Source organism: Methylobacterium sp. C33D, assembly GCF_053345825.1.
This window is the reverse complement of sequence record NZ_JBKFAV010000005.1, coordinates 174,243-185,859: the sequence shown is the minus strand read 5'-3', so window position 1 is coordinate 185,859 and position 11,617 is coordinate 174,243. Positions and strand designations below refer to the sequence as shown.

The 11,617-nt window shown below is 73.5% G+C and carries 7 protein-coding genes; 2 read left to right on the top strand and 5 right to left on the bottom strand.

From position 1 onward, the window contains the following. Positions 1–153: 153 nt before the first annotated feature. Positions 154–5,055: a malto-oligosyltrehalose synthase gene (locus ACLBXO_RS05460; RefSeq protein WP_447684725.1), complete on the bottom strand. Its 4,902-nt coding sequence runs from the start codon at positions 5,053–5,055 to the stop codon at positions 154–156. Between the two features lie 11 nt (positions 5,056–5,066). Continuing rightward, a complete protein-coding gene (gene treZ, locus ACLBXO_RS05455) occupies positions 5,067–6,872 on the bottom strand; it encodes a malto-oligosyltrehalose trehalohydrolase (protein ID WP_447684707.1) in 1,806 nt (601 codons plus the stop codon). 612 nt (positions 6,873–7,484) lie between these two features. Here treZ and ACLBXO_RS05450 point away from each other — a divergent pair. Continuing rightward, positions 7,485–8,015: a hypothetical protein gene (locus ACLBXO_RS05450; protein WP_447684706.1), complete on the top strand. Its 531-nt coding sequence runs from the start codon at positions 7,485–7,487 to the stop codon at positions 8,013–8,015. A 19-nt stretch (positions 8,016–8,034) separates the two neighbouring features. Here ACLBXO_RS05450 and ACLBXO_RS05445 read toward each other — a convergent pair whose 3' ends face one another. Together ACLBXO_RS05445 and ACLBXO_RS05440 are read right to left on the bottom strand one after the other, a co-directional pair. Continuing rightward, positions 8,035–8,310, bottom strand: coding sequence for a YiaA/YiaB family inner membrane protein (locus ACLBXO_RS05445; protein WP_447684705.1), 276 nt, complete (start codon positions 8,308–8,310; stop codon positions 8,035–8,037). A gap of 48 nt (positions 8,311–8,358) precedes the next feature. Further along, on the bottom strand, positions 8,359–9,039 hold the full coding sequence (locus ACLBXO_RS05440; protein ID WP_447684704.1) for a PspA/IM30 family protein: 681 nt from the start codon (positions 9,037–9,039) through the stop codon (positions 8,359–8,361). Between the two features lie 105 nt (positions 9,040–9,144). On the opposite strand from ACLBXO_RS05440, the gene ACLBXO_RS05435 reads away from it, so the two are divergent. Continuing rightward, the gene (locus tag ACLBXO_RS05435) at positions 9,145–9,771 is read left to right on the top strand and encodes a TetR/AcrR family transcriptional regulator (RefSeq protein WP_447684703.1); all 627 of its coding nucleotides are present in this window, start codon (positions 9,145–9,147) and stop codon (positions 9,769–9,771) included. 74 nt (positions 9,772–9,845) lie between these two features. On the opposite strand, the gene ACLBXO_RS05430 is transcribed toward ACLBXO_RS05435, so the two are convergent. Further along, positions 9,846–11,522: a cache domain-containing protein gene (locus tag ACLBXO_RS05430; protein ID WP_447684702.1), complete on the bottom strand. Its 1,677-nt coding sequence runs from the start codon at positions 11,520–11,522 to the stop codon at positions 9,846–9,848. Positions 11,523–11,617: the final 95 nt, after the last annotated feature.

Genomic DNA, 11,617 nt, shown 5'->3' with positions numbered 1-11,617 from the left:
CGCCCGGACTGCCGTCCTTGCGCGCGGAACGGAGCAATCCGGTAGCGCCGCGCTGATCCAGGTCGCGCTGATCCAGGTCGCGCTGATCCAGGTCGCGCTGTCCTGGGTCGCGCTGTCCTGGGTCGTCGCGCTGCGCTCGCGATGACGGCGCGGTCACGGCTCCCGCCGCAGCACCGCGTAGGGCAGGTCGCGCAGGAGGTTGCCGAGATCGGCCCCCTCCCCCTCGACCACCCGCCCCGAGACGAGGTCCCGCCAGCGGGTCCCCGTCCCGAGATCCACCCGGGTGCCGGCAAAAGCCTCGCCCGACCAGCCGGTCTCGCCGACGAAGCCCGCGAAGAGCCGCGGCACCGCCACGAACAGGTCGCCGCCCTCCTGGACGGGGTCGGTCCGCCGGTAGGCGATGACGTGGTCGGCCCGCGCGCCGGTGGCCGCGACGGGCTCGTAGGCGGCGATGGCGTAGAAGTCCGGGCGCTCGGCCCGCTCGGCGAGGAGCCGCGCGAGCGTCGCCTGCTTGACCCGCCCGTCCGGCCAGTGGCCCAGCAGCTCGGCGGGCGCCCCGCCCTGCGCCAGCATCCGCTCCAGGGCCGGGTAGTCCACCGGGCGGCGGTTGTCGGGGTCGACGAAGGAGAAGTCCCACACCTCCGTGCCCTGGTAGGTGTCGGGCAGGCCCGGCAGGGTGCATTTCAGGACCGTCCGGCCGAGGCTCGCCAGCATGCCGAGATGGGCGAGCCGCCGGACGAAGGGCCTGAGATCCCGAAGGAAATCCGAGCCCGGGGCGACCAGCGCCGTGAACAGTCGCTTGACCGCGCCCTCGTAGACCGCGTCGACATTGACCCAGCTCGACCGGCGCTTGCCCTCGCGCATGGCCTTCTCGCCGTAGGCGATGAGCCGGTCGCGGAAATCCTCGATCGCGCCGGCCTCGTCCCGCTCCAGAAGCTCCAGCGGCCAAGCGCCGAGGATCGCCTGGAAGAACATCCACTGGTCGTTGGCGTCGGGGGCCGGCTCGCCGTCGATGCGGGCGAGGTGCGGTCCGGCGGTCCGCTGCCACAGGTCCCAGGCCTTCGCCCATTCCTCGGGGATCTCCGAGAGGGCGAGCAGCCGGGTGCGGGCATCCTCACCGCGCTTGGTATCGTGGGTCGCGGTGGTGATCATGGCGCTCGGCCAGTCCCGGGCGCGGGCGATCTGCAGGTCGTGGAAATGCTCGGCGTCGATGCCGTACTCGCCCGGGTCGCCGCCGACCTCGTTGAGGCCGAGCAGGCACGCGTAGCGGTAGAACAGCGTGTCCTCCAGGCTCTTGGCCATGACCGGGCCGGTGAGCTGCTGGAACCGGCGGCGGAAGCGCAGGGCGACCCGCGGGTCCGGCCGGCCCGGCCCCGCCGTCTCGATCCGCCCGAGCAGGACGTCGGCGGCGAAGTCGTGGACCGAGCGGTCGGGCAGGCTCGACCAGCGCTTGGCCTTGGCGACGGCGCCCTCGATCAGGCGCACGTCCTCCGGCTCGACCTCGCCCTCCTCCATTTCCGGCGGCAGGTAGCTCCGGTAGGTCGGGAAGCGCGCGATGATCTCGATCAGCGCCCGGCGCAGCGCGTTGACGGTGAAGTCGCGGGTGCGCCGGTCGGCGTCGGCGACCTCCTTCAGGTCGGAGGTCAGCACCTCCAGCTCGCTCGCGAAGCTGATCTCCAGGATCTCGGCCTTGGCGGCGCGGAGCTGGAAGCCGTAGGGCTCGTCGAACCCCGTGGCCCAGGTGTAGAGCCGCTCGACCTTCCCGCGCCGCGACTTGTCGACCAGGATCCCGTCGAGCTGGTTGAGCACGTCGTAGCCCGTGGTCCCGGCCACCGGCCAGGGCCGCAGCCGCTCGCCCGGCTCCAGGATCTTTTCCACCACCACGTAGAAGCCCGGGCCCACGGCCGCCTGGAGCGCCCGCGCGTAGCCCAGCGGGTCGGCGAGGCCGTCGATGTGGTCGATGCGCAACCCGTCGATCCGGCCCTCGCGGACGTGCCGGAACACGGTCTCGTGCGAGCGGTGGAAGATGTCGGACAGCTCGACCCGCAGGCCGGCGAGCGAGTTCACGTCGAAGAAGCGGCGGTAGTTGATGTCGCTCGACGCCACCCGCCAGTGGGCCAGCCGGTAGGCCTGGGCCTCCAGCAGGCGGTGCAGCGGCCCGAAGCTGTCCGGGCGGCCCTTGAAGCCGTTGAGCAGCGCCAGCGTGCTGGCGGTGGCCTCCTGGATCAGCGGCGACACGCCGTAGATCTCGGCGAGCCGGCGCTTCAGCCCCTCGGCCTCCTCGGGGAAACTCCTGCGCCGGCTCTCGTCGGTGTCGATACCCATCGCCCGCAGCCGCTCCGAGATCGCGAGCAGCTCCGCGGTGGTGTCGTCGTCCACGGCCCCGATCGCGGCGATCACCCGGTTGAGGATGGTCGGGTAGCTCAGGGGCCGGATCGGCAGCTGGTGCTCGTAGTGCCAGACGCTGAAGGCGCCCTTGTCGGGGTCGAACTTCAGCTCCAGCGTGCCCTTCTCCAGGGCCTCGCCGTAGCGGTCGCCGAGGAACGGGATCACGAGGTTGCGCCCGGCCCCGAGCCGCTGCCAGTCGATGTCGAAGGCGTCGGCGAAGGGCGACAGGGAGCCCCACTCCAGGACCGACAGCCACCACGGGTTGTCGGCACCGCCGACGCCCATGTGGTTCGGGACGATGTCGAGCAGGAGCTTCATCCCGTGGGCGTGGAGCGTCTCGGAGAGCTGGATGAAGCCCGCCTCGCCGCCGAGTTCCGGGTTGATCGCGCCGTGGTCGACGATGTCGTAGCCGTGGGTCGAGCCGGGCCGCGCCTTCTGGAGCGGCGAGGCGTAGACGTGGCTGATCCCGAGCCGGTGGAGGTAGGGCACGATCCGGCCCGCATCCGCGAAGGTGAAGTCCTTGTGGAACTGCAGCCGGTAGGTCGCGCGCGGCGGCGGCGCGGCGAGGCGCGCGGCGCCCGAGCGCGGGCCGCGGGCCTCGGCCGAGAGGGCGGCCGCGAGCTTCGCCAGGGGCCCGCCGGGGGCGGCGATGTCCGCGAGATCCCGGTCGAGCTTGCGCCGCCAGTTCGGGTAGCCCTCGGTCGAGCCCGGCACGTTGGCCTGGGCGAGTTCCGAGACCACGTCCTCGTACTGGACGGCGGTGAGCATCGCGGGCGCGCGGGCGAGGTAGCGGGCGGCGGCCTCGAAGGGCGCCGAGTCCGGCGGCTCGGCGGAGGGCAGCAGCTGCTCGGCCGCCAGCGCCTCGGCGAGGCGGCGGCGCTCGACGACGCGCTCGCCCCGCTCGGTCTCGGCCCGCTCCTGATCGTAGAGGCCCAGCGACTGGCGGGTGTCGGTGTCGACCCCGCGCCACCAGCCGACGAAGGTCGGCAGATCGTGGGTGGTGATGGCGGTCAGCGCGTCGCGCGGATAGGCCGAGGGCGGCTTGAACCGGCCGTCGCCCTCGCGCTCGAAGGCGAGGATCCGGTAGCTCAGCACCCCCGCCCGCATCAGCGCATCGGAGAAACCCTCGGGCGCGGTGCCGAGGTCTTCCGCAATCACCAAGCACTTGTTGCGGTGGCTCTCGAGCCGCAGCACCGCCAGCATCGGCTCGAACGGCATCGCCACGTAGGCGCCGGCCTGGGCGCCCGCGCCCAGCGGGATCAGGAACAGCCGGGCGAGCTGGAAGGCGTGGTCGATCCGGATCGCGCCGGCGTGGCGCATGTTGGCCTGGACCAGGGCCCGGAAGGCGGCGAGGCCGTCGCGCTCCATCGCCAGCGGGTCGAAGGCCGGCAGGCCCCAGTTCTGGCCCTTGGGCGCCAGCAGGTCCGGCGGCGCGCCGATCGAGACCTTGTCGGCGAAGCGCTCGGGATGCGACCAGATCTCGGACCCGCCCCGGTCGGCGCCGACCGCGAGGTCGCGGTAGAGCCCGACCCGCATGCCGGCGCCGAGCGCCGCCGCGGAGGCTTCTTCGAGCTGACGGTCGGCGAGGTATTGCAGCCACGCGTGGTAGCCGACCAACTCGGCGTTCCCCGCCGCGAAGGCCCGCACCGCCTCCGTGCCGGCCCGGCGATACGCCTCCGGCCAGTCGCCCAGCCAGTGCGCCCCCTGCCCCCGGAAGTGCTCCGACAGGGCCTCGAACAGGGCGTGCGATTCCAGATCCTCCCCGCCCTCCTGGCGGAAGCGCTCGAAGCCGGCATCGGTGCCGGCGCGCGCCGGCGATTCGGCCCACAGGGCGCGGAGCACCGGATCGAGCACGTCGTGCACGCCCTGGTGGTCGACGAGGGCGGCCTCGCGCAGCGCCGTGATCGCGTCCGCGCGCTCGGCGAGCAGCGCCTCGGCCCGGGAGCCCGCGAGCCCCGGGAGGCTGCGCGGCGCGATGAACAGAGTCTCTAGAAATAAGCGCGAGGAGGGCGAGTAGGGCGAGATCTTGGTCCGGTCGGAGCCGAACAGGGCGTGGACCGGGCTCAGTCCCAAAAAAGCCGCGCCGCGCAGGGCGGCCTCGCGGGCGGCCTCACCGGCATCCGCGTAGGTGCCGATGCCGATATTGGTCGCCGAGCGCAGGCCGTAGAGCTGGGCGGCCAGGCCCCAGTCGGAGGCGCCCTCCTCGGTGTAGGGGCGCGGGCGCCAGCAGCGCTGCGGCGCGGCGATGACCCAGGCCTCGGTGCGGGTCTGCCCGGCCTGCACGGTGAGGCGGTGATAGCCCGGCGTCAGCGGCGGCAGCTCGAAGCCGGGCTCCGACCCCTGCGGATTGGCCCGGCCCTCGCGGGCGGTGCCGCGCTCGTCGACGAGGCGCCAGACCAGGGTGTGGGGCGCGCCGTTCTGGAGCCGCACCGGCACGCGCGCCGCCCGGCGGGCCTCCACGGGCAGGAGCGGTGGGATCAGGCCCCGGCGCAGGCGCTCGACCTGCGCCAGGCTCTCGGCGATCGCCGCCTCGTCCTCCACGGCGAAGCCAAGGGCTGCGAGCAGGCCGCGGCGCACCTCCAGGGACGTCTCGACGGGCTTGCCGAAGGCGTCGGTATAGCCGCCAGCGACGCCGACGAGGTCGGCCAGCTGTTCCAGGGCGCTCACGTTCGAGGCGTTCACGAGCGGGACTCCGTCAGGAACACGCCCGTCCAAGACGGGAGATCGCGTCCGGCCCCGTCCGGGGCGTTGGTCCAGACCACACGGGCACCGCCCGGATCCAGCGCGAAGGCGGAATCCCCGACATTGGCGACGAAGCGCAGGGTGCCGGCGCCGAAGCGCCACGTGCAGTCGACCACGTCCGCGCGCGGCATCGTGGCGGCGGCGCCGTCGTAGCCGGACTTCGCCAGGGGCACGACGACGTCGCGGCGCAGCCCCAGGAGCCGGGTCGTCTCGGCCAGCACCTCCCGGTGGGGCGAGCGCTCCCGCTCGGACCAGTCGAGCTTTGACTGCTCGAACGTCTCGCGTTCGGTCGGATCGGGGATCTTCGAGGTGTCGTCCGCGAACGCCGCAAAGCTCTTGAACTCGCGGCGGCGGCCGTCGCGCACCGCCGTGTTCAGCGCCTCGTCCGGCGCGAAGTCGACGAAGAACAGGAACGGCGCCGAGGCCGACCATTCCTCGCCCATCCAGAGCATCGGGATCTGCGGCGCCAGCAGGAGGCCGGCCCGGGCGAGGTCGAGCTTCTTCGGATCGGCCAGATGGTTGAGCCGCTCGCCGAGCGCCCGGTTGCCGACCTGATCGTGGTTCTGCAGGAAGGTCACGAAGGCCGAGGGCGGCAGGTGCCCGGAGGGCTCGCCGCGCGGGTGGTTGTCGAGGGTCGAGAACGGCTCGCCCTGATAGGCAAACCCCTCCGCGAGGCAGCGGGCGAGGTGGGCGACCGGTTTGTCGGCAAAGCTCTTATAATAGCCGGCGTCCTCGCCCGTGAGCAGCACGTGCCAGCAATGGTGCAGGTCGTCGGCCCACTGGGCGTCGTGCATCTTGGGGCGCCCGGCGGCGTCGCGCTCCAGCCAGCGGGCCTGGTTGGCCTCGTTCTCCAGCATCAGGTGGATCTGCCGGTTGGGAAACGTCTTCCGGACCGTCTCGCCGAGCTCGGCCAGGAAGTGGCGGGGCGAGTCGTCGAGGATCGCGTGGACGGCGTCGAAGCGCAGGCCGTCGAAATGGTACTCCTCCAGCCAGTACAGGGCGTTCTGGATGAAGTACTGCCGCACCGTGGCGCCGCTCTCCTTGCCGTCGAAGTTGATGCCCGCGCCCCAGGGCGTCTGGTGGCGCTCGGTGAAGAAGGTCTTGGCGTAGGCGTGGAGGTAGTTCCCGGCCGGGCCGAAGTGGTTGTAGACCGCGTCGAGGTAGACCATCAGGCCGAGCCCGTGGGCGGTGTCGATCAGGCGCTTGAGGTCGTCCGGGCGGCCGTAGGCGCCGTCCGGCGCGTAGGGCTGGACGCCGTCGTAGCCCCAGTTGCGCGAGCCCTTGAAGTCGGCGAGCGGCAGCAGCTCGAGGGCGGTGACGCCGAGCGCCTTGAGGTCCGGCAGCCGGGCCTGCAGGCCGGCATAGGTGCCCTCCGGCGTCGCGGTGCCGACATGGCACTCGTAGATCACCGCCTCCTCGAAGGGCCGCCCGGTCCAGGCCTCGTCCGACCACTCGAAGCCGCGCGGGTCGATCACCTCGCTGAGGCCCGAGACGTCGTCCGGCTGGAAGCGGGAGGCGGGATCGGGGACGACGAGGTCGCCGTCGATGCGGAAGCCGTAGCGGGCGCCGGGCTTGACTCCGGGCAGGGCGGTGCGCCGCCAGCCGCCGCCGGATTCGGGCAGCGGGTGGTCGACGCCGTCGACGACGAGGTCGACGCTCTGGGCGGTGGGTGCCCAGAGGGCGAAGCGGACGCCGCCCCCGACCATCTCGGCCCCGAATTCCATGCTGTGGGCGCGCCGCATCGGGCCACCGTCCTCGTCATTGGCCGCGCGCACCGGGACGCAAGCGCGGCAGGATCATCTGTCGTGGGAGAAGGCCCCGGGCCCGATCCGGTTCCCGCAGCGCAGCTATGGCGGAGCGGCCGCGTGGCAATGGGGTGACGGCGGGGGTGACGGCGGGGGGGCGGCGGGCCGAGAGCGGCCACGGCGGACCGCGCGGAAACTTAGCCGCAGTTCCGTCCGCGCGGGGCGGCCCTATCTTGCCGGCCGGCACTCTCGTCGGTCTGGGAGCGGACACTGGGTCGGACGCACATCATCGGCATCCACGGGCTGGCCAACAAGCCGCCCCGGGACGAGAAGGCCGCCTGGTGGCGCGCCGCGATCCGCGAGGGGCTCGACCGCAATCTCGGGCTCCGGGTCGCGGAGGCCGACCTGCCCTTCACCTTCGTCTACTGGGCGGACCTGCGCTACCCGCAGCCGCTCGCGGGCGACCGCAACCGGGAGCCCTACCGCCCCGATCACGGCCTCGGGCCGTTCCCCTCCCCGGCGGGAGAGCCGGAGCGCGCCGAGCCGACCCTCACCGACCGGATCTACCGCGGCCTGTCGCACCTGCAGGAGGCCGCCGGGCTGACGCCGGTGGACGACCTGATCCTGGAATACCGCCTCGACGATCTCTGGGGCTACTACGCGGACGCGGCGTTCCGGGCGGCGGCGCGGGCGCGCCTGCGCGACGCCCTGGCGGCGGCCGCGGCGGACCGCGTGCTGATCGCCGCGCACTCGATGGGCGGCCTGATCGCCCACGACGTGCTGCGCGCCGCCGAGGCGGACGGGACGCCGATGCCCCGCTGCGACTTGGTCACCCTCGGCGCCCCCCTCGGACTCGCCGAGCTGAAGCTGAAGCTCGCCGACGAGCACGGCGACCTCCGGGTGCCGGCGGCGCTCGCCGCCTGGACCAACCTGATGGACCGCCAGGACATCGCCACGGTGGGCGACGACCTCGCGGCCCTCTACGCGCCGAACGCCGCCGGCGTGCGGGTGCGGGACGTGCCGGTGATCAACGCCTACCGGGGGCCGGACGGCGCCGAGAACCGGCACAAATCCTACGGCTACCTGCGGACCCCGGAATGTTCCCGGGTGCTCGCCGCGTTCCTGGACGCCCCGGGCTGAACGGGCCTCCGGGATCCGGTCAGAGCCGGCCCGGCACCGCCTCGCGCAGGACGCGCTCGGTGGCGGCGTCCTCGATCTTGTTGATCAGCCGCCTCGCCTCGTGCTCGTCGCGCAGGGTCTTGGCCAGCGTGAAGGTCGTGCCCGTGAGGAACAGCGACGCCATGGCGAGGTAGCCCTTGATCCAGATCTCGGCGGGCAGGAAGAAGATGCCGATCGTCAGCATGGCGGCGGCGGCGGCGAAGCTGACCAGCGTGAAGGTCTTCCAGGCGCCGGTATGGGGCATCTGCGGTGTCATGGTGCGGTCTCCTGAGGAATGATCGAGCGGGGATCCGTGCGGCGGCGGTCAGGCCCCGGCCCTGAGGCGGTCGAGCACCGCGAGCGGGTCCGTGCGGGGGCGGCCGTAGCCCGCCGCCGCGAGGTCGGCCTCGATCCCGCCCTCGATCCCGCCCTCGGCCTCGAGCGCGGTCAGCGCGGCGGCGACGTCCGCCTCGGCCGCCTGCCGCTCGCGCAGGCGCGCCAGCGTCCGCTCGGCCTCCCCCAGCGCCCCCGCCGACAGGGTCGTGACCCGGCGGCCCTCGAGCCCGGCTCGCCGCAGCGCCTCGGTGGTGCGGGCGGTCTGGAGCCCGCGGTCGAGGTCCCGCAGCCGCTCGCCGCCCTGCGCGACGAGGCGCTTCAGCCGCTCGACCTCCGCGGCGAAGCGCTCGGCGGCGGCCCGGCGGTCGGCCCGCTCGTCCTCCAGGGCGGCGATGTGGATCGCCGCCTCGGTCCCGAGATCCTCGCGCCCGTCGCCGAGCGCCCGGCGCGCCCCGTCCGACAGGGTGTCGATGCGGGTGCCGATGGCGTCGAGGGCGCGCGCCTCGGCGGCGTGGTAGGCCATCGCGACGGCCAGTTCCCGCCGGGCGGTCGCCAGGGCGCCGGCGGCGTCCCGGATCTGCTGGCGCAGGATCGTCACGGCGTGGGCGTCGTGGATCGCCTGGGCGTTGTCGGCGATCACGCCGCGCATCAGGAAGGAGAGGGTCCTCATCACGGTTCACCTCGCGGGAACGACGGACCGGACCGCGTCCGGATTTGATTGAACGTCGTTCATGAAACAGGTAAACACGGGACGCGCCGGGCCGCAAGGGATAAAATGAACGACGTTCATAAAAAAGTGAGGGGGCGGCCGCGGAAGGAGCCGGGCGACCGGGCGGCCGATCGCCGGGCCCTGATCGAGGCCGCGGTGGCGATCCTGAACGCGGGCGGCGCGGCGGCGCTGACCGCCCGCGGCGTCGCGGAGCGGGCCGGCACGGCGGTCGGCTCGGTCTACACGCAGTTCGACAGCCTGGAAGTGCTGCGGCTGGAGGCGAACGCCGTCACGATGCGCCGGCTCCGGGACACCCTCGCGGGGGCGCTGGCGGCCTGCCCGTCGCGGGAGACGGAGGCGCGGCTCCTGTGCCTCGCCGACGCGTATCTCGCCTTCGCGGGCGCGCACCACGCCGCCTGGGCGGCGATCTTCGAGCGCCGCACGGTGCCGGCACCGGACTCGGTGCAGGCCGACATCGCGGCCCTGTTCGGGATCCTGGAGGGGGTGCTGCGCGACGGCGGCCGCCTCGCCGAGGCGGCGGTCCCCGTGATGGCGCGGGCGCTGTGGTCCAGCGTCCACGGCATGACCTACCTCGCCGATCTCGGCAGCCTCGGGCCCCTCGGCGTGGACGACGTGCGGCCGATGATCGACGCGCTGGTGCGGGCGGCGGTCCGGGGTTTCTCCGCGGGCTGAGCGCCGCCCGGCCCGCTCGCGGGCCGACTTCGGGCCGACTTCGGGCCGACCCTCGGGCCGACTTCGGGCCGGCCTCAGGCCGCCTGGACCTCCGCCAGGAACGCCTTCACGGCGTGGTCGAGCTCGTCCGAGCCGCGGGTGAGGTCGCGGGCGGCCGCCAGCACCTGCTCGGAGGCGCTGCCGGTCGCGTCGGCGCCGCGGCGCAGGTCGACGACGTTCTCCGACACGCCCTGCGCCCCGGTGGCGGCGCTCGCCACGCCGCGGACGATCTCCTGGATGGCGGCGTTCTGCTCCTCCATGGCGGCCGCGACCCCGACCGCGATGCCGCGCATCTCCTCGATGGTCCGGCCGACCGCGCCGATCGCCGCGACCGCGTCCCGGGTCTCGCCCTGGATCCGGCCGATCTGGCCGGAGATCTCCTCGGTCGCCTTGGCGGTCTGCTCGGCCAGCGCCTTCACCTCGGAGGCGACCACCGCGAAGCCGCGCCCCGCCGCGCCGGCGCGCGCCGCCTCTATCGTGGCGTTGAGCGCCAGCAGGTTGGTCTGGCCGGCGATCGACGCGATCAGCCCGACCACGTCGCCGATCTTCTCGGTGCCGGCGGCGAGCGCCCGCACGGTCGCCTCGCCCTCGCGGGTGCTGATCGCGGCCTGCCCGGCAATCTCCGAGGCGCGGTTCACCTGCCCGGCGATCTCCTGGACCGAGGCCGACATCTCCTCGGTGGCCGCGGCGGCGGTCTGGACGTCGGCGGAGGTGCCGGCCGCCTGCGCGGCCACCGCGCCGGTGCGCTCGGTGGTGTGGGCGGCCGTGACGGTCAGGGTCCGCGCCGTCGCCTCGAGGTCGGCGGCCGCCGTCGCGAGGCCGCGGCTCAGGGTGCCGGCCCGGGTCTCGAACGACCGGGTCAGCCGGTCGAGGGCGGCGGCCCGGCGGGCATCCCCGTCGGCGCTGGCGGCGGCGCGGGCGTCGGTCTCGGCCTTGGCGATCAGCGCGTCCTTGAAGACCTGCACGGCGCCCGCCATGGCGCCGATCTCGTCCCGGCGCTCCCGCGCCGGCACCGGGACGCCGGTCTCGCCGGCCGCGAGGCGGTGCATGGCGCCGTTCAGCGCGCGCAGCGGCCGCGTCAGCCGCCGGCCGATCAGCGCCGCGAGCAGGCCGATCAGCGCCACCACCACGAGCATGCCGGCCGCCGCCTTCCAGGCCGCGTCCCGCAGGATCGCCGCGGTGTCGTCGGCGTAGATGCCGGTGCCGATCACCCAGCCCCAGGGGGCGAAGCCGCGCACGTAGGAGAGCTTCGGCACGGGGGCGTCGGCGCCGGGCTTCGGCCAGTAATAGTCGACGAAGCCCTGGCCCTGCCGCTTCACCGTCTCGACGAAGTCGACGAACAGGCGCTTGCCGGTGGGATCCTGCACGGCGGCGAGGTCCCTGCCCTCCAGCTCGGGCTTGATCGGGTGGGCCACCATGCGGGGCTGCATGTCGTTGACCCAGAAGTACTCCTTGTCGTCGTAGCGCAGGGCCTTGAGGGCCCGGATCGCGGCGCCCTGCGCCTCCGCCCGGGACAGGCGCCCGGCCCGCTCCTCGCCCTCGAAATAGGCCGCGACCCCGTAGGCGACGTCGGTGAGATTCCGCGTCTTGGCCATCCGGTCCTGCTCGACCTGGGATTTCAGGCTGACGAGGCCGATCCCCGAGACCGCGACGATGCCGACCAGCGCGGTCGCCGTGATGGTGTGGAGCTTCGCTCCGAGCCCGATCTTCACCCACGCCCCCGCGATGATGATTGCAAGAGGATGATTTCAACCTGCGAGATTTTGCAGCTTCTGCGTTAGCGGAGCGTGAAGACGGCCTTGCGCGC

Bases quoted from the DNA above. Each gene is read 5' to 3' on its own strand.
- treZ (WP_447684707.1), bottom strand. From the start codon at position 6,872: ATGCGGCGCGCCCACAGCATGGAATTCGGGGCCGAGATGGTCGGGGGC.
- ACLBXO_RS05445 (WP_447684705.1), bottom strand. From the start codon at position 8,310: ATGACACCGCAGATGCCCCATACCGGCGCCTGGAAGACCTTCACGCTG.
- ACLBXO_RS05435 (WP_447684703.1), top strand. From the start codon at position 9,145: ATGAACGACGTTCATAAAAAAGTGAGGGGGCGGCCGCGGAAGGAGCCG.
- ACLBXO_RS05440 (WP_447684704.1), bottom strand. From the start codon at position 9,039: ATGAGGACCCTCTCCTTCCTGATGCGCGGCGTGATCGCCGACAACGCC.